12 protein-coding genes are annotated in these 19,263 nt (G+C 66.3%); 8 read left to right on the top strand and 4 right to left on the bottom strand.

Annotation, left to right across the window (positions count from 1 at the left end; genetic code table 11):
* Nucleotides 1-10: 10 nt before the first annotated feature.
* The 3 genes from AC3A6F_RS12845 to AC3A6F_RS12835 form a co-directional block, all read right to left on the bottom strand.
* A complete protein-coding gene (locus AC3A6F_RS12845; protein WP_487681244.1) occupies nucleotides 11-607 on the bottom strand; it encodes a TetR/AcrR family transcriptional regulator in 597 nt (198 codons plus the stop codon).
* A gap of 104 nt (nucleotides 608-711) precedes the next feature.
* Complete coding sequence (locus AC3A6F_RS12840) at nucleotides 712-2,553, bottom strand: DEAD/DEAH box helicase (RefSeq protein ID WP_487681242.1); 1,842 nt, start codon at nucleotides 2,551-2,553, stop codon at nucleotides 712-714.
* A gap of 98 nt (nucleotides 2,554-2,651) precedes the next feature.
* A complete protein-coding gene (locus AC3A6F_RS12835) occupies nucleotides 2,652-3,593 on the bottom strand; it encodes an alpha/beta hydrolase (protein ID WP_487681240.1) in 942 nt (313 codons plus the stop codon).
* Between the two features lie 263 nt (nucleotides 3,594-3,856).
* On the opposite strand from AC3A6F_RS12835, the gene AC3A6F_RS12830 reads away from it, so the two are divergent.
* The 6 genes from AC3A6F_RS12830 to AC3A6F_RS12805 all read left to right on the top strand — a co-directional run bounded on the left by AC3A6F_RS12830 (nucleotide 3,857) and on the right by AC3A6F_RS12805 (nucleotide 14,495).
* The gene (locus tag AC3A6F_RS12830; RefSeq protein ID WP_487681238.1) at nucleotides 3,857-6,055 is read left to right on the top strand and encodes an OsmC domain/YcaO domain-containing protein; all 2,199 of its coding nucleotides are present in this window, start codon (nucleotides 3,857-3,859) and stop codon (nucleotides 6,053-6,055) included.
* Between the two features lie 104 nt (nucleotides 6,056-6,159).
* Nucleotides 6,160-7,764, top strand: a complete 1,605-nt coding sequence (locus AC3A6F_RS12825; RefSeq protein WP_487681236.1) for a phytoene desaturase family protein — start codon at nucleotides 6,160-6,162, stop codon at nucleotides 7,762-7,764.
* A gap of 334 nt (nucleotides 7,765-8,098) precedes the next feature.
* A complete protein-coding gene (locus AC3A6F_RS12820; RefSeq protein ID WP_487681234.1) occupies nucleotides 8,099-10,384 on the top strand; it encodes a TonB-dependent receptor in 2,286 nt (761 codons plus the stop codon).
* 11 nt (nucleotides 10,385-10,395) lie between these two features.
* Nucleotides 10,396-12,243, top strand: coding sequence for a glycoside hydrolase family 2 protein (locus tag AC3A6F_RS12815; protein WP_487681232.1), 1,848 nt, complete (start codon nucleotides 10,396-10,398; stop codon nucleotides 12,241-12,243).
* 32 nt (nucleotides 12,244-12,275) lie between these two features.
* Nucleotides 12,276-13,616 (top strand): glucarate dehydratase, encoded by a 1,341-nt coding sequence (gene gudD, locus AC3A6F_RS12810; protein ID WP_487681231.1) that lies wholly within the window; start codon nucleotides 12,276-12,278, stop codon nucleotides 13,614-13,616.
* A gap of 156 nt (nucleotides 13,617-13,772) precedes the next feature.
* Nucleotides 13,773-14,495, top strand: coding sequence for a GntR family transcriptional regulator (locus tag AC3A6F_RS12805; protein WP_487681229.1), 723 nt, complete (start codon nucleotides 13,773-13,775; stop codon nucleotides 14,493-14,495).
* Nucleotides 14,496-14,505: 10 nt separating this feature from the next.
* Here AC3A6F_RS12805 and AC3A6F_RS12800 read toward each other — a convergent pair whose 3' ends face one another.
* Nucleotides 14,506-14,943 carry an FKBP-type peptidyl-prolyl cis-trans isomerase gene (locus tag AC3A6F_RS12800; protein ID WP_487681227.1) on the bottom strand — a complete coding sequence of 146 codons (438 nt, stop codon included), beginning with the start codon at nucleotides 14,941-14,943 and terminating at the stop codon, nucleotides 14,506-14,508.
* A 249-nt stretch (nucleotides 14,944-15,192) separates the two neighbouring features.
* Between AC3A6F_RS12800 and AC3A6F_RS12795 the strand changes: the two genes are divergently transcribed.
* Together AC3A6F_RS12795 and AC3A6F_RS12790 are read left to right on the top strand one after the other, a co-directional pair.
* Nucleotides 15,193-16,095 carry an MBL fold metallo-hydrolase gene (locus tag AC3A6F_RS12795; RefSeq protein ID WP_487681225.1) on the top strand — a complete coding sequence of 301 codons (903 nt, stop codon included), beginning with the start codon at nucleotides 15,193-15,195 and terminating at the stop codon, nucleotides 16,093-16,095.
* Nucleotides 16,096-16,334: 239 nt separating this feature from the next.
* Nucleotides 16,335-19,253 carry a TonB-dependent receptor gene (locus AC3A6F_RS12790; protein WP_487681224.1) on the top strand — a complete coding sequence of 973 codons (2,919 nt, stop codon included), beginning with the start codon at nucleotides 16,335-16,337 and terminating at the stop codon, nucleotides 19,251-19,253.
* Nucleotides 19,254-19,263 lie beyond the last annotated feature (10 nt).

Here is a 19,263-nt window from a genome sequence, read left to right as displayed (position 1 = left end):
ACAAAAAAATTTAATCGAGAATGCGCATGGCGGTGTCGACGAGCGCGGTCATATCGGCCTTGCCAACGCCGGTCTTACCCAGCACGCGCATGCCCTGGATCTGGCAGACAAGAAAATGGGCCAGCACCTGCGGGTCGCGTCGCGCAATCTCGCCGCTTCCCTGGCCGCGCGCGATCGCCTCGGCATACAGCTGTTGCAGGCGGTGGAACATGCGGCCGGTGCGCTCGGCAATGTCCGGGTCGTGCGTGCCGACCTCGGTGGCCATGGCGACGATCAGGCAGCCGCGCCGCCCCGCGTCGCCCGAGGAGAGGGCGACAAGGCGCATCAGGGAAGCGCGGATCGCTTCCCTGGCCGAGCCCGGCCGCGACAGGAGCTCGGCGGTGGCTTGCAGGCCCTTGTCCATGTACAGGTCGAGCGCGGCCAGCAGCAAGCCCTTCTTGTCGCCGAATGCCTTGTACAGGCTGCCGCGCGACAGGCCCGTGCCTTCGATCAGGTCGGGCAGCGACGCGCCTTCGTAACCCCGGTCCCAGAAAACGTTCATCGCGTCGCGCGCGGCGACGTCCAGTTCGAATTCGCGTGGGCGACCGAGACCGCTGTGGTTTGTCATCGATACTCCTTGGGGTGCGGGCCAATATGTGGACCGATTGGTTCCTATATTAGCACCACCCGTATGGACAATGCAAACGCAGACAGCTGCACGGCGCCGGAAGATCAGAGCGCGCGCAAGACGCCCATCGCACCCGTCATTTTTTCCGACAACAGGGAGGTGTCGCTATGCGTCATGACCAGCTCCTGCGTGGCGCGGGTCATCGCCACATATAGCAGCCGCGCCTCGTCGCGTTCGTCCTCGCCGTCCCTGGCCGGCGCGCCGATGCCAGGGATGCAGACGAGCGGGAACTCCAGCCCTTTGCTGCTGTGCATGGTGATCAGTTTCACGCTATCGTGCTCCGGGGCGAACGACCCCTTGCGATCCTGCTGCCACTGGAAGGGGATGCCCTTGTGGGCCAGGGCGTCGACGAGCAGCTTGCCGATGCCGTAGCGGCGGTAGACCACGGCCATATCGTTCCATGGCGTTCCCAGGCGATTGGCTTCGGCCAGGCGATCGGCCAGAAACCCGGCTTCGTCCTTCAGCGTCGGCAAGGTGACGAGCAGGGGCTTGGGGCCGCGGCGCCCGGCGCTCATCGGCAGCACGGTCGGGGCCTGGTCTTCTTCGGCATCGCTCGGCGCCAGCAGGTTGTCGGCAAAGGCGCGCGCCACCGCCAGGATTTCGGCGGTATTGCGGTAGTTCAGCTTCAGGATGGTAGTGCGGCCTTTCGCCTGGATGCCGACGCTGGAGAACGAAAACCGGGGCTTCTTGCGGTCGCCGTAGATCGACTGGGCATCGTCGTACAGCACGAGCAGCGAGCTCGATTCCGGATGGATCATCTGCACCACGAGCTTGAACCACTCCGGCTTGAAGTCGTGCCCTTCGTCGATCAGCACGGCATCGTACTGCGCCGACGGGATCAGCTTCTGGTCGACCGAGCAGATCACGCGTTCCACGCAGGCTTCGAAAAAGGCGTTGGCATCGCCGTCGTTGACCGGCTTGCCCGCGTGATAGGCGTCGAGCTGGCGCACGCACCAGGCATGGAAGGTGGCCACGTGCACCTTGTCCTGCAAGCCTTTCGTCGCCATCACGCTGGCCAGCTTGGTCGCCAGTGTCTTGTTGTAGCACAGCACCAGGATTGGTCGCGTGGAGGATTTGGCCAAATGTTCGGCCCGGTAACCCAGGATCAGCGTCTTGCCCGAGCCGGCGACGCCGTGGATGACGCGGTGCCCCTCGCCCAGGCTGCGCGCCAGCTGCTCCTGCTGCAGGTCCATGACACGCATGACGTCGGGCAGTTCGACCGTCAGTTGTCCCGGTTCGTCGAACGCATCCGGCTGGGGCGGGATACGCACCTCCGGGAAGATGTGCCAGCGGATGCGGTCGATCTGCGGCAACGTCAGTTTCCTCGTAAATTTGATCGGGAACATCTGCCACAGCCGCTGCTGGAAGCCTTCCGCGTCCACGGCTTCGGTCATCTCGTCCTGGCAGATGACGAGGTGCGGCGGAAGGACGCCGTCCAGCTCGGCCTTGTCGAACTGCTTGCGAGTAATATTGGTCAATACCACGCCGTGACCATAAGGGAATGATGGCTTGCCTTTCAGGGAGCCGCTCGGCCACACCAGTTGCGGGTCGCGTTCCAGCTTGTTGACGACGGCGTACATGTACTGGCGTGCCTGCTCCAGTGGATTCTGCACGTGCTTGACGCTGTCGCCGGCGACGATCGCCACCGTCTGCTTGTCGATACTGCGGATCGTATCGGGACGCCAGTCCTTGACCTCGAGGACCAGCAGGCCCCGGTTCGGATGAAACACGACGAAGTCCGGGTGCTGGGTGCGGTCGCCGATCGAGACGTCATACCAGCACAGGTAGTCGTCTTCCAGCTTGTCTTCGAGACGGGTAGCCAGGCGTCGTTCGCCGGGCGTCATTCGCGAGGCGCAAGCGCCGATCGAAGGAATCAGCGTTGCCATGTGCGCTCCTAGTTTTACTCGCGAACCATTCTACTTGACGCCAGAATGCGGAAAACTCGCCAATTCCCACGCTCTCGCGCCCGTACCGCCACGCTTGCCTATTTCGCCCGGTCCAGCAGCCCACGCGCCTGCAACCACTCCTCGGCGCGCCGCGGCCAGGCCGACGCCGTTCCCAGATTGGGCCGCATGCCCATGCCATGCTCGCCATGCTCGAACAAAACCATCTCGGCCGGCACCTTCGCGCGCGTGAGCGCCTGGTAGAACAGGATGCTGTTCTCGACCGGCACGGCGGCATCGGCCTGGGTATGGATCAGCAGGGTCGGCGGCGTGCGCGCCGTCACCTGGCGCGCCACCGACATCAGCTCCACCTCCGCCGCGCTGGGCGACGTGCCGAGCAGGGCGTTGCGCGAACCCATGTGGGCCGCCGGCCCGTCGAGCGCGATCACCGGGTACATCAGCACCAGGAAGTCGGGCCGGGCGCTCACCGCGTCGAGTTCAGCACCGGTGCGTCCCAGCGGATGGTCGAACAGGGTACCGGCACTGGCGGCGAGGTGGCCGCCGGCCGAGCTGCCCATCACGCCGATGCGTTCCGGCCGCAACTTGTGCTGCGCCGCCTGCGAGCGCACCAGGCGCACCGCGCGCAGCGCGTCCTGCAGCGGCGCCGGATGGCCGAATTCGCGCATCCGATACTTGAGCACGAAGGCGGTCACGCCCAGGCTCGACAGCCAGCGCGCATACTGTTCGCCTTCGCGCTCGATGGCCAGGCGCTCGTAGCCGCCACCGGGACAGATGATGACGGCGCTGCCGTTGGCGCGGTCGACCGCCGGAGGATAGACGGTGAGCGTGGGGTCGGAAACCCGGCTGATCCTGCCGTCGACATAGCGTTCCGGTTCCAGGCCGGCGCGGGCGCCGGGCACGCCTTCGGGCCAGAGCGGGATCGTGGCGGGCGAGGGTGGCCAGCTGGCTGCCGATGCAGGCGTGGCTGACAGCGTGGTCCCCGATGTGGATGCGGCCAGCATGGCGGCCCCGACTTGTTTCAAGATGCGTCTCCGTGTCGTGTGCATGGGTTACCCTTCATTATTATTATCCTCATGGTAACCCAGTGACAGCTGAGCAAGCATTGCAATGCACCATCCGGCCGGGCGGCGATGGGGCACCCGCGTGTTAAAATACGGGCGCTATCTTGGCAGTAGCGGATCGAGCGAAGCGCGACTCTCCACGAGAAATTCCGTACTGTACAGTGACCCATGAGCCCTGTCCCGACAGGGCTTTGTATTTTTACCCACCGTATCTGGATTTTTCCATGGAAATTAAAGTCAACTTCCTCGACAAGCTTCGCCTGGAAGCCAAGTTCGACGATTTCACCGTCATCGCCGACCAGCCCATCCGCTATAAAGGCGACGGCTCGGCGCCAGGCCCATTCGATTACTTCCTGGCCTCGTCCGCCCTGTGCGCGGCGTATTTCGTGAAGTTGTACTGCAATACCCGGGATATCCCGACGGAGAATATCCGCCTGTCGCAAAACAATATCGTCGACCCGGAAAACCGTTACCAGCAGATCTTCAAGATCCAGGTCGAGCTGCCGGCGGACATCTCCGACAAGGACCGCCAGGGCATCCTGCGCTCGATCGAGCGTTGCACAGTCAAGAAGGTCGTGCAGGCCGGCCCGGAATTCGTGATCGAGGAAGTGGCCAACCTGGACGCGGACGCCCAGGCCCTGCTGACCCTGCAGCCCGACGCGGCATCGCGCACCTATATCGCTGGCAAGGACCTGCCGCTGGAACAGACCATCGCCAATATGTCGGGCATGCTCGCCAGCTGGGGCATCAAGATCGAGATCGCGTCGTGGCGCAATATCGTGCCCAATGTATGGTCGCTGCATATTCGCGATGCGCATTCGCCGATGTGCTTCACCAACGGCAAGGGTGCGACCAAGGAAAGCGCGCTGGCCTCGGCCCTGGGCGAATACATCGAACGCCTGAACAACAACCACTTCTACGCCGGCGTGTTCTGGGGCGAAGACATCGCCAACGCCGATTTCGTGCACTACCCGAACGAGCGCTGGTTCAAGCCCGGCCCCGACGATGCGCTGCCGGATGGCATCCTCGACGAATACAGCCTGTCGTTCTACGATCCCGATGGCGAATTGCGCGGCTCCCACCTGATCGACACCAACTCGGGCAATGTGGAACGCGGCATCGTAGCGCTGCCCTTCGTGCGCCAGTCGGACGGCGAAGTCGTATACTTCCCGTCGAACCTGATCGAAAACCTGTATGCCAGTAATGGCATGAGCGCCGGTAACACGCTGGCCGAAGCGCAGGTGCAGTGCCTGTCCGAGATCTTCGAGCGCGCCGTCAAGCGCGAGATCCTGGAAAGCGAGATGGCCTTGCCCGACGTGCCGCAAGAAGTGCTGGCCAAGTATCCCGGCATCGTGGCCGGCATCAAGGGCCTGGAAGAGCAGGGCTTCCCGGTGCTGGTCAAGGATGCATCTTTGGGCGGCCAATACCCGGTGATGTGCGTGACCCTGATGAACCCGCGCACCGGCGGCGTCTTCGCTTCGTTCGGCGCCCACCCGAGCTTCGAAGTGGCGCTGGAGCGCAGCCTGACCGAACTGCTGCAAGGCCGCAGCTTCGAAGGCCTGAACGACCTGCCGCGGCCGACCTTCGCCAGCGAAGCGGTGACCGAGCCCTATAACTTCGTCGAGCACTTCATCGATTCGAGCGGCGTCGTCTCATGGCGCTTCTTCAGCGCCAAGTCGGAGGTCGATTTCGTCGAGTGGGACTTCACCGCGCAGGGCGACAATGCCAACGCCGAGGAAGCCGCGACCCTGCTCGCCATCCTCGAAGAGATGGGCAAGGAAGTCTATACCGCCGTGTACGACCAACTGGGCGCGGTGGCCTGCCGCATCCTGGTGCCCGATTATTCCGAGGTGTATCCGGTCGAAGACCTGATCTGGGATAACACGAATAAATCGCTGCTGTTCCGTTCCGACATCCTGAACCTGCACCGCCTGGACGACGACAGACTGGAGGCGCTGCTGGAACGCCTGGAAAACAATGAGCTGGACGAGTACTCCGACATCGCCAGCCTGATTGGCATCGAGTTCGACGAGAACACCGACTGGGGCCAGCTGACGGTGCTCGAGCTGCGCCTGTTGATCAACCTCGCGCTGCAGCGCTTCGAGGACGCGCACGAGCTGGTGGGCGCCTTCCTGCAGTACAACGACAACACCGTCGAGCGCGGCCTGTTCTACCAGGCCATGAACGTGGTGCTCGAGGTGGTGCTGGACGACGAGATGGAACTGGATGACTACGTCGTCAACTTCCGCCGCATGTTCGGCGACGCGCGGATGGACGCGGTGCTGGGATCGGTCGACGGCAGCGTGCGCTTTTACGGCCTGACGCCGACCAGCATGCAACTGGAAGGCCTGGACCGTCACCACCGCCTGATCGACAGCTACCGCAAGCTGCACGCGGCGCGCGCCAAGGCGGCCTCCAAGTAAGCCAGGCATGACCCAGCCCCTGTCCGCAGGGGCTTTTTTTTGCCACTGGCGCATTCCCTCGGTAGAATCGACGTGTTCGCTTGCACGCACCGGGGAGACGCCAGATGCGCGACGCAATCATCATCGGCGCCGGCCATAACGGCCTGGTCTGCGCCTGGTACCTGGCCCGCGCCGGCCTGAAGGTGACGCTGATCGAGCGGCGCGACGTCGTCGGCGGCGCCGCGGTCACCGAGGAATTCCATCCCGGCTTTCGCAACTCCGTGGCCGCCTACACCGTCTCGCTGCTCAATCCCAAGGTGATCCACGACATGGCGCTGGCCCGGCATGGCTTGCGCATCGTCGAACGTCCGCTTTCCAACTTTCTCCCGCTCGAAGATGGCCGCTACCTGAAGGTCGGCGCCGGCAGGACCGCGGCCGAGGTGGCGAAGTTCTCGCCACGCGACGCCGGCCGCCTGGACGACTATCACCGGCAGCTGGACGACGCGGCCGACCTGCTGCGTGAACTGGTGCTGCAGACGCCGCCGAACCGCATCCAGGGCGGTTGGCTGGCCGCGCTGCCCGAGCTGCTCAAGGCCGGCCGCCTCGGCAACCGCATGCGCAAGCTGTCGCTGGCCAGACAGCGCGAACTGCTGGACCTGTTCACCAAGTCGGCCGGCGACGTCCTGGACGGCTGGTTCGAGAGCGACCCGATCAAGGCGGCCTATGGCTTCGACAGCGTGGTGGGCAACTACGCCAGTCCCTATACGCCGGGATCGGCCTATGTGCTGCTGCACCACGTGTTCGGCGAGGTCAATGGGAAGAAGGGCGCCTGGGGCCACGCGATCGGCGGCATGGGGGCCATCACCCAGGCGATGGCGAAGGCGGTGCAGTCCCTGGGCGTCGAAATCCGTACCGGATGCGCGGTGGCCGAAGTCCTGCTGCACAAGGGGCGCGCCACCGGCGTCGTCACGAGTGGCGGCGAGCGGATCGATGCACGCGCTGTCGTATCGAACCTCAATCCACGCCTGCTGTACACCCGGCTGGTCGATCCGGCCGCGCTGCCGGCCGACTTCTTACGTCGGATGTCGGCCTGGCGTTGCGGCTCGGGCACCTTTCGCATGAACGTCGCGCTGTCCGAGCTGCCGGACTTTCGCTGCCTGCCGGGCAAGGCGATGGCCGAACACCACGGCAGCGGCATCATCATCGCACCCAGCCTGGCTTACATGGAGCGCGCCTACCACGACGCGCGCGCATCGGGCTGGTCGCAAGCGCCAATCGTCGAACTCCTGATCCCGTCGACGCTCGACCCGACCCTGGCCCCGCCGGGGCAGCACGTGGCCAGCCTGTTCTGCCAGCACGTCGCGCCGCAACTGCCCGATGGCGCGAGCTGGGACGGGCACCGCGAGCGGGTGGCCGATCTCATGATCGACACCGTCGACCGTCATGCGCCGAATTTCAGGCGCGCGGTGCTGGGGCGCCAGATCATGAGTCCACTCGACCTGGAACGCACGTTCGGCCTGGTCGGCGGCGATATCTTCCATGGCGCGCTGGGGCTCGACCAGCTTTTTTCGGCGCGCCCGATGCTGGGCCATGCCGATTACCGCGGACCGGTGGCGGGTCTTTATACCTGCGGCGCGGGCACCCATCCCGGCGGCGGCGTGACCGGCGCGCCAGGCCACAATGCCGCGCGCGAGATCCTGCGCGACTTCCAGGTTCGATCACCCGCGTGATTGAAACGTACGTCAAACCGCCGCTTCGCTCAACTTGATGACTAAACCCGCCAGGCTGTTGTGCATGGTGGGTTGGAATCCTAATATATCACCGCAGTCGGCCGATTGGATGCTTGGAGGCAACCCGGGTCCGCTGCTGTCTCTTTGCTGGCTCGCCCCTGTGCGAGTCAGCCATTTTTTTAGAGATTTCCCATGCCTGGTCCGCCAGGCGTGGACCCGCCGCAGCCAAATAGTAAGGGCAGTGCGGCGGCGATGGACGGCCGCGTGGGCGCTGAAATACTAGTCGATCACGTCGCTCGTAGAACGTATTTCATAATTATTATCAGGAGACACAATGAGTTTTCCATCCTCGCGCCGCCGCTCGGCCCTGACTGCCATCGCCCACGCCGCGGCCCTGCTGGCCGCCGGCGCCATGGCCGCCCAGGCTCAAGAAACGAACACGCAGTCGTCGGACGGCCTGCAAGTGGTCACGGTGACCGCGCAGAAGCGCCCCCAGGCGATGCAGGACGTGCCGGTCGCGGTCAGCACCGTGGACGAGCGCGCGATCGAGAACCAGCAGATCGTCGGCTTCTCGGACCTGACCCGCGTGGCGCCGGCCCTGACCATCAACGAGAACCCGAACAACAACAATATCGCGCTGCGCGGCATCGGCACCTTCGCCTTCAGCATCGGCATCGAATCGGCCGTCTCGGTGATCATCGACGACGTGCCCGTGATCCAGCAATTGCAGGCGTTTTCGAACCTGAGCGACATCGCGCGCGTCGAGGTGCTGCGCGGCCCGCAGGGCACGCTGTTCGGCAAGAACTCGTCGGCCGGCGTCATCAACATCGTCACCAAGGAATCGAGCGAGGAGCAGGAAGGCCATGCGCAGGTCACCGTGACCAGCGACGGCGAGAAGCGCCTCGAAACCGGCATCTCCGGCCCGATCAGCGACAAGCTGGGATATCGCTTGAACGCCTACACCGGCAACCGCGAGGGCGACGTCACCAATCTCGACTCGGGCGCCAAACTGAATGGCGAACGCAGCAAGGGCGCGCGCCTGCGCCTGGACTTCAAGCCCACCACGAGCCTCGATGGCCGCCTGATCGCCGACTACAACAAGCGCCGCATCGAAGGCCCGGTGACGACCTTCCTGTCGGTGCCGCCGGGCGCCAGCCTGCGCGGCGTGGCGCCGATCGGACCGGCCCTGGTCGGCATCACCCCGGGTCCGGACAACCGCGACGTGCGCATGGACGATCCGGGCTTTGCCGAACACGAGTCGCGCAGCATCGCCGGCACCCTGAACTGGAAGCTGGACAACCACACGATCACCTCGGTCACCACCTGGCAGGACTGGGAGTTCGACTTCCTGGCCGACTTCGACGGCACCAACCTCGACCAGCTCGGCCCGCAGTCGAACGGCCGCTTCCACGGCGGCGTCACCGCCGGCGGACCGTACCGCTCGCGCATGTCGACCCAGGAACTGCGCCTGACGTCCAACGGCGACGGCGCGCTCACATATCTCGGCGGCCTGTATTACGCCGACTCGCGCACCGAGCGCAGCTACCTTCGTGGTCCGGTCTCGAACCTGGCCAACTGGGAAGCGCGCTCCGGCAACCAGACCGCCGCCGCCTTCGCTCAGGCCGAATACCGCATCACGCCGGCCACCCGCGTCAGCACCGGCGTGCGCTTCAACCGCGAGACGATCGAGGTCGACTTCGCCAACCGCCTGCCGGCGGTGCCGGCCATCTTCGACGGCCGCAGCCGCGACGACGCCACCACCGGCAAGGTCGCCCTGCAGCACGACCTGGCCAAGGACGTGATGGTCTACGGCTCCTTCGCCACCGGCTACAAGGGCGCCGGCTACGACGTCTCGACCGGCTTCAACGAGGCGCGCGTGCGCCTGCCGGTGGCGCCCGAGACGTCCGACTCGTGGGAACTGGGCATGAAGAGCCGGTTCTTCCGCAACCGCCTGCAGCTCAACGCCACCGTGTTCCACACCGACTACGAGGACTTCCAGGCCCAGTCGCGCCGCCTCGATCCGCTCACCCAGGCCTACGAGAACGTCGTCACCAACGTCGGCGAACTGCGCACCCGCGGCCTGGAGCTCGAGGTGCAGGCCAAGCCGATCAACACGTTGCTGCTCGAAGCCTCGGTGGCCTGGGTCGAGGCGACGATCAAGAAGTTCCCGAACACGAACTGCTATCCGGGCCAGACCGCCGCCGAAGGCTGCGTCCTGATCGGCGGCGTGCCGCTGCAGGACCTGTCCGGCAAGCGCCTGTCGAACGCGCCGCGCACGAAGCTCAATCTGGGTGCGACCTATAACTTCTCGATCGGGGAGAGCGGCTACAGCGGGATCGCCAACATCAACGGCCAGTACCAGTCGAGCGTCAACTACGACCTGGCCGCCAATCCGCTGGCCGACCAGAAGGGCTACGGCACCGTCAACGGCAGCATCGCTTTCTTCAATCCGTCGCAGAACGTGAAGCTGACCTTCTACGTCAATAACCTGTTCGACAAGAGCTATGCCAGCTTCGTCGGCGACAACTACAATGTGTTCGGTAACGTGCACGTGCTGACCCAGACCCTGCCGCGCAACTCGGACCGCTACTTCGGCGTGCGCATGAAATACGACTTCTGAGATCCGAGGACATGAAAAAACTCATCACGGCATTCTGGATCCTTGTCGGCGCGCTGGCCTGCCAGCCGGCGCTGGCGCAGGCGGCGCAGGCCGATTCTCTGCGACCCGCCTTCCTGCTCACCGGCGCGCTGCACCGCGACAGCCAGGACCTGTCCGGCCAATGGACCTACTCGAAAGACCTGTACCGCACGGGCCTCACCGACATCAACGGCTGGGTGGCCAAGTCGCGCATGCAGCGCGCGCGCGACGTCGACGTCGCCGCCGTCGAAGCCAAGGGCGGCGTCGACTTCTACGAGTTCGACATGGACCGCGGCCCGCTCATCAACGTGCCCGGCGCCTGGAACGCGGCGGCGGCCGAGCTGCGCTACTACGATGGCCTGATCTGGTTCCAGCGCAAGTTCGACGCCCGGCCTGAAGCCGGCAAGCGCACCTTCCTGCGCTTCGAGGCGGTCAACTACCGCGCCTACGTCTACCTCAACGGCAAGGAAGTGGGCCGTCACGAGGGCGGCTTCACGCCCTTCGTGCTCGAAGTTACCGAGGCCCTGCGCGCGGGCGATAACCGGCTGGTGGTCGGCGTCGATTCGAGCCACGACGCCCAGTCGATCCCGACCCAGATCACCGACTGGGACCTGTACGGCGGCATCACGCGCAAGGTCAGCCTGGTCACCACGCCTGCGACCTTCATCGACGATGCGACGCTGACTTTGCGTTCCGATGGCCGCATCGCCGGCGAAGTCCAGCTGCAGGGACCGCAGGCCGCGAACCAGGCGGTGACGGTGGCGATCGGCGCGCTCGGCACGGCGCGCGCCACCACCGACGCCAGCGGCCGCGCGCTGCTCGAGCTCCCGGCGCCCAAGGGCCTGGAGCGCTGGACGCCAGAGAAGCCGACCCTGTACGACGTGCGTTTTTCTGCCGGCGGCGACCAGGTACGTGACCGCATGGGTTTCCGTACCATCGCCGTCAAAGGCAACCAGATCCTCCTGAACGGCAAGCCGCTGTTCTTGCGCGGCATCTCGCTGCACGAGGAAGAGTTCGGCCCGAACCCGGCGCGCAATATGACCGAGCAGGCGTCGCGCGCGCTGCTGCACGAGATCAAGCACGGCCTGAACGGCAACTATGTGCGCCTGTCGCACTATCCGCACTCCGAGACCACGGTGCGCCTGGCCGACGAGATGGGCCTGCTGGTGTGGAGCGAGATCCCGGTGTACTGGACCGTCGACTGGGACAACCCGGCCGTGCTGCGCAAGGCGCTCGTGATGCAAGCGGAGACCATCTACCGCGACCGCAACCGGGCCTCGGTAATCCTGTGGAGCGTCGGTAACGAGACGCCGGTCTCGCCGTCGCGCACGCGCTTCCACGGCGCCATGGCGGACAATGTGCGCGCCCTCGATCCGACCCGCCTGGTGAGCGCCGCGCTGCTGGTCGAGCGCAAGGGCGACGTGCTGGAGATCCAGGATCCGCTGATCGACAAGCTCGACGTGCTGGCGGTGAACGTGTATGCCGGCTGGTACGGTCCCGATACGCTGGACGGCATCGCGAAGCTGCGCTGGAACGTCCCGGGCGAGCGCCCGCTGATCCTGTCGGAGTTCGGCGCCGATGCGCTGGCCGGCCACCGCGGCCAGGGGCTCAAGAAGTTCACCGAGGAATACCAGGCCGAGTACTACCGCAAGACGCTGGCCATGGCCGAGGGCATCCCGACCCTGCGCGGCCTGTCGCCCTGGATCCTGAAGGACTTCCGCTCGCCGCGCCGCGAGCACCCGGTGTTCCAGAACGGCTGGAACCGCAAGGGCATCCTGTCCGAGACCGGCGTGCGCAAGCAGGCCTTTGACGTGCTGTCCGACTATTATCGCAGCAAATGAGCGCCCACATGATGCCTTCTCCCGTACCATCCATGCCTTTGCACGCAGGCGGCGCACCGGTCGTCACCGCGATGCGCGTCGTCCCGGTTGCCGGCCGCGACAGCATGCTCATGAACCTGAGCGGGGCCCACGGTCCCTGGTTCACCCGCAACGTCGTGATCCTGACGGACAGCGCCGGCAACACCGGCCTGGGCGAAGTGCCGGGCGGCGAATCGATTCGCACTACGCTCGAGGATGCGCGTGCGCTCGTCATCGGACGGCCGCTGGGCGACTACCTCGCGGTGCTGAACGCCATGCGCGGCGCCTTTGCCGGCCGAGATGCCGGCGGGCGCGGCCTGCAGACCTTCGACCTGCGCACCACCATTCACGCGGTGACCGCCGTCGAATCGTGCTTGCTCGACCTGCTGGGCCAGTTCATGGGAGTGCCGGTCGCGGACCTGCTGGGGGAGGGCAGGCAGCGCGATGCGGTGCCGATGCTCGGCTACCTGTTCTACATCGGCGACCGTGGCCGCACCACGCTCGACTACCGCGCCGAGCCCGACGCCGACGATGCCTGGCTGCGCCTGCGCAACGAAGAGGCGATGGACGCCGAGGGCGTGGTGCGCCTGGCCGAGGCAGCGCAGGCGCGCTACGGCTTCCAGGACTTCAAGCTCAAGGGCGGCGTGCTGGATGGCGCCGCCGAGATGGAGGCGGCGGTGGCGCTCAAGGAACGCTTCCCGGCGGCGCGCATCACGCTCGACCCGAACGGCGCCTGGTCGCTGGATGAAGCGGTGCGCCTGTGCCGTGACAAGCACGACGTGCTGGCCTATGCCGAAGATCCATGCGGCGCCGAGAACGGCTACTCGGGACGCGAAGTGATGGCCGAGTTCCGGCGCGCCACCGGTTTGCCGACCGCGACCAATATGGTCGCCACCGACTGGCGCCAGCTGGCCCATTCGCTGCAACTGCAGTCGGTCGACATCCCGCTCGCCGATCCGCATTTCTGGACCATGCAGGGTTCGGTGCGGGTGGCGCAGCTGTGCGAGATGTTCGGCCTGACCTGGGGCTCGCATTCGAACAACCACTTCGACATTTCGCTGGCCATGTTCACCCACGTGGGCGCGGCAGCGCCTGGCCGGGTGACGGCGATCGACACCCACTGGATCTGGCAGGATGGGCAGGCACTGACGAAGGAGCCGCTCTGCATCGAAGATGGCCAGGTGCGGGTGCCATCGCGGCCCGGCCTGGGCATCGAACTCGATCCCGATGCCCTCGAAGCGGCGCACCAGGCCTACCGCAATATGGGCCTGGGCGCGCGCGACGACGCGGCGGCGATGCAGTTCCTGGTGCCCGGCTGGCGCTTCGACCACAGGCGGCCCTGCCTGGTGCGTTGATGCAGGGCGGATGAAGGGCAGGGCGCGGATCGCTCATGATCGTGATTGATTCGCGCGAGGGGCGGACAGCGGGGCGCCGATCGGGAACAATGGCAGGCACTGGAACATTGAAATACCAGTGCCGCCTTCGACCCGCAAGCCATGAGAGACTCCACCATGAAGTTCGCCGCAGACAACTTTCACCTCGACCGTTCGCGCAATGCGACCATCCAGGTGTTCGAGCACCTGCGCGAACTGATCGTCGGCCTGGCGATCAAGCCGGGCACGGTGCTGGCGCGACCCCAGTTGTGCGACTTCTACAAGCTGTCGGCCAGCCCGGTGCGCGAGGCGCTGCTGCGCCTGGAAGAAGAGCACCTGGTAGACATCTACCCGCAGCACCAGACCCGGGTGCGCCGCATCGACCTGGCCCAGGCCAGGCAGGCGCATTTCCTGCGCCTGTCGGTGGAACTCGAGATGGTGCAGGTGCTGGCCCAGGACGCCGATCCGGTCCTGGCGCGCACCTTGACTGCACTGGTCGAGCGCCAGCGCGCCAGCCTCGAGTCGGGCGACCTGGGCACGTTCACCCAGGTGGACATGGAATTCCACCGCTGTCTGTACCAGGCGGCGGCGGTGCCCGACCTGTGGTCCATGATGCGCAGCCGCAGCGGCAACCTGGACCGCCTGCGCCGCCTGCACCTGCCGCTCAACGGCAAGGCGCAGTCGATCCTGGACGAACACGGCGCAATCGCCGCGGCCATCGCGCGCGGCGATTGCGCCGCGGCCCAGCAGATGGTGCGCACGCACCTGTCGGGAACGCTCAGCGCGATCGACGCGCTGCGCGCGCGCTATCCCGACCTGCTGCTGCCGCTCGACTACGGCGCGCCGGTGATGGCGGCCTGAGGGCAGCGCGTTAGCGGACGTCGAGCAGTTCGACGTCGAAGATCAGGCTCGCATTCGGCGGGATCGGACCGGCGCCGCCGGCGCCATAGCCCATCTCGGGCGGCAGGATCAGGGTGCGCTTGCCGCCGACTTTCATGCCTTGTACGCCTTCGTCCCAACCGCGGATGACCTGGCCGGCGCCCAGCTGGAAGCTGAACGGCGCGCGTCCGACCGAGGAATCGAATTGCGTACCGCGCAGCGTTTCCTTGCCCGGCTCGTACAGCCAGCCGGTGTAGTTGACGACGGCAGTGGCGCCGGCCACGGCTTCCTTGCCGGCGCCCGGGATGGTGTCGATCTTCTGGAAGGCGACGGCGGCCGCGGCCGACTGCGGCGCCGGGGCGCGGTCGCAGCCGGCCAGCGCCAGCGTCAGGCCCAGGCCGAGGACGCAGGAGGACAGCAGATGTTTCATAGGCTTCTTTCTTTCGTGGTGGTTGCCGGAGTGGGATGCCCGGGAGCATACATGGCGCCGCGCGCGCTGCCAACACCGGCGCATGCGCAGCGCCCGCGGCCCTGTCGCTTTGGTGCGTTTCAGTCAACACCGTGAGCACAGCGGCAGGCCTACCGGGCGGCGCCCACGCTGCATACGATGACATCTCGCTGCCGGTCGTCCGACTGGCCAGGCCCGCATGCAAGGGCCGCCAACCAAGGAGATGTCAAGATGAATGCCCGAGACAATACCAACAAGCCCGAAGAGCTGGTCCCGTCGCGCTACGCCCTGCGCGTCGGCGAGATCGACGTGCTGGTGGTCAGCGACGGCGTGCTGCCGCTGCCCGCCGCGACCATGGCCACCAACGCCGACCCGGCCTCCCTGGCCGTCTGGCTGGACCATATGTTCCTGCCGCCGGACGCCTTCGACTGGCCACTGAACGTGCTGGTGGCCAAGGGCGGCGAGCAGGTGATCCTGGTCGACACCGGCCTGGGCTCGCAATTCCCCGGTTTTCCGCGCGCCGGCCAGACCCCGCACCGCCTGGAAGCGGCCGGCATCGACCTGTCTGCCGTCACCGACGTGGTGATCACCCATATGCACATGGACCATATCGGCGGCCTGCTGGTCGACGGCATCAAGGAACGCCTGCGTCCGGACCTGCGCATCCACGTGGCAGCCGCCGAGGTCGCGTTCTGGGATACGCCCGATTTCAGCCAGACCGCCATGCCGGAGCCAGTGCCGGACGTGCTGCGTTCGACCGCGCGCCAGTTCATGGAGCAGTACAGCGACCATCTGCACGTGTTCCAGGAGCGGCATGAGGTTGCGCCCGGCGTGGTCGCGCGCCGTACCGGCGGCCATACGCCCGGCCACTGCGTGGTCGATATCGACTCCAACGGCCAGCGCCTGACCTTCGCCGGCGACGCCATGTTCCCGGTCGGCTTCGACCATCCCGACTGGCAGAACGGCTTCGAACACGATCCGGGGGAATCGACCCGCGTACGCATGGCGCTGTTCGGCGAACTGGCGGACAACGGCGGCCTGCTGGTCGCGACCCACCTGCCATTCCCTTCGGTGGGCCGGGTGGCACGTGAAGGCGATACTTTCCGCTGGGCGCCGGTGTTCTGGGATCACTGAGTCGTCCGTGTTGCGCATGAAACGTCGGATTCCATATCTGGCGTCAACAAGCCCGCTTTGGCGGGCTTTTTTTCGTATGTACGGGTATCCCGAAGCGCCTGTAAAAAGATGTATGAAATTTTTTGTGTATTTATGTCAACGGAATGACATGACAGAGCGTTAAGCCCGGTATCAGAGGGCGCGACCCGGCAAGTCCGGAGCACGTGCACGCAAGCCCGAATCACAGAATTGGAGAGTGAATGACCCGATTGAAAGTCAAGCCGATCTGCGCCGCCATCATGCTGATGTCGGCCTACGGCGCGCCAGCGCTGGCGCAAACCGCCGCCGAAACCCAGGCGGCGCCCGTCGCCACCGAACAGGCCGCACCGGCCGTCGAATCCACTCCCGCCGCACCTGCTACCCTTGCCGCTCCGGCCGCTCCGGCCGCTCCGGCCGCTCCAGCCGCTCCAGCCGCTCCAGCCGCTCCAGCCGCTCCAGCCGCTCCAGCCGCTCCACCTGCGCCGCCGGCCCCGGCCGTGCCGGCCGCCGCCGTGATCCAGGTCACCGGCCTGCGCCAGAGCCTGCGCTCGGCCGAAGACATCAAGCGCGACGCCCCGCAGGTCGTGGACGCCATCAATGCCGACGACATCGGCAAGTTCCCTGACCGCCAGGCGGGCGATGCGCTGCAGCGCGTGGCCGGCGTGCAGGTGGGGCGCGACCGCGGCGAAACCAGCACCGTGATCATCCGCGGCCTGCCGGACGTCGCCACCACGCTCGACGGCAACGAGATCTTCACCGCGGCCGGTCGCCGCCTGTCCTACCAGGACTTGCCGGTCCAGTCGATCGCCGGCATGGAGGTATATAAATCGGCCACCGCCAACCAGTTCGAAGGCGGCATCGCGGGCGCCGTCAACATCCGCCTGCGCGCGCCGTTCGACAGCAAGGGCTTCACCGCGACCGGCTACGTCGAGGACCGCGTCAACCAGATCAACGGCAGCGGCAATACCTCGGACAAGCACAGCCCGGGCGGCGGCTTCCTGGTCAGCAACCGCTGGGACACCGACTTCGGCGAAATGGGCGCGCTGTTCGACGTCGCCGTCAATCGCGACAACTGGGCCTTCCCGGTGCAATACGTCGACCGTCCCGACAATGTGTTCTCGGTGAGTCCGGACGGCAGCGCGACCCGCCTGGGCAACGTCGGCCCGTATGCGCCGGCGGCGCCGGGGGACGTGCTGGGCCAGTTGCCGAACATCGGCGGCACCTACAACGCCGGCCAGCGCGAGCGCCAGAGCGTGCACGGCGCCTTCCAGTGGAAGGTCAATCCGCGCCTGACGGCCAACGCCCAGTACCTGGGCATGGGCTACCAGGGCCGCACCGGCGTCAACTACGTGATGAGCAACACCACCTGGGCGCCGCGCCTGACCGACGTGGTGCTGGCGCCGCAGGGCGGCGCCTGCGCGACGCCGCAGGGCGCGATCTGCCCGATCCTGGCCGCCAGCGCGCCGGCCGCGCAGTTCGGCAACGCCTACGACTGGGATCCGTACACGGCCTCGAGCACCTGGGGCCAGAACGAGCGCACCACCACCCACTACCTCAACCTCGGCCTGAAGTACAACGACGGCCCGCTGAGCGTCGATTCGCAGTTCGGCTATACCCGCTCCAAGTTCGTCAACGACACCGTGATCGTCGACCAGCAGGTGCCGGGCGCCAGCGCCAGCGTGTATTCGTACGGCGCCGACGGCCACGGCGGCTTCAACGCCATCACGCTGCCGGGCGGCAGCGGCAATGCGCTGCAGGATTCGCGCAACTACGTCCTGCGCGGCATGGTGCAGAACTGGAACGAGCAGACCGGCAGCCAGCTGCAATGGCGCACCGACGCTACCTATCGCCTGGGCGGCGACGGCTTCTTCACGGCCGTGCTGGCCGGCCTGCGCCTGTCCTCGCGCAAGGCCGGCTACCACGGCGCCGAAGGCCACGCCGACTTCACGGGCGAGCGCCCGAGCGCCGCTGCCGCGTTGGGGCCGTCGTTCCAGGCGAGGGTGCCGGGCCTCGACCGCCTGGGCGGCGCCTGGTACGGCCCGTCGTCCGACTACCTGATCGACAATGCCGACGCGGTGCGTAACCTGTACGGCGCGGCCAGCGGCCGCGTGCCGGACGACCCGGGCCGCCTGTTCGACCAGCGCGAGCGCAACGCGACCCTGTACCTGGCCACGCGCTGGGCGGCCAACCCGGCCGGCATCGACGTCAAGGGTGAAATCGGCGCGCGCGTGGTGCGCCTGAATCGTGAGCTGAGCGGCATGACCCGGATCGGCGACGAGGTGTCGAACGTCGACCTGTCGACCTACGAAACCAACTACCTGCCGAGCGCGTTGGCGGTGGTCGGCTGGACCGAAGACCTGCAGTCGCACTTCTCGGTCGGCAAGACCATCACCCGGCCGAACTTCGGCACGCTCAATCCGGCCCTGACCCTGGTGCCGTCGACCGTCAACGTGCCCGGCAGCGGCAGCGCCGGCAACCCCTACCTGGAGCCGACCCGCTCGACCAATATCGACGCCACGCTTGAATACTACTTCCAGAAGAACGGCTTCGCCCAGGTCGCGCTGTTCCATCGCGACATCGACGGCTACGAGCAGAGTTTTACGCGCGACGAGGTCATCGACGGGCAGGTCTATCGCGTGACGCGTCCGCAGAACTCGGGCAAGGGTCGTCTGCGCGGGGCGGAATTCGGGGTCCAGAAGTTCTTCGACTTCCTGCCTGGCCCGTGGGCCAACTTCGGCGCCCAGGCCAACTACACCTGGATCGACGGCGAGAACCAGAGCCGCACCGCGTTCGACAGCGACACCTACACCACCACGCCGCTCACCGGCGTAGCCAAGAAGAGCTACAACTTCGCACTGCTGTACGAGGGCAATGGCATCACCGGCCGCCTGGCCGCCACCCGCCGCGGCGACTACGTCGAGCAGATCGCGGAACTGCCGTTCAACCAGGACCGCGTGGTCAAGGCGGCGACCTTCGTGGACCTGAGCATCGGCTACGAAATCAACGACAATGTCTCGCTGCAGTTCGATGCGATCAACCTCACCAAGGCGAAGTTCGAGAGCTCGCTGGGCCAATACATGCCGCGCGACGTGCGCTACAACCCGACGACCTATGGCCTGAGCCTGCGGTTCCGGATGTAAGCGCTTCCGG

The sequence above is a fragment of the Massilia sp. Soil_C_3 genome (assembly GCF_057657035.1).
This window is presented reverse-complemented; position numbering and strand designations above follow the sequence as displayed.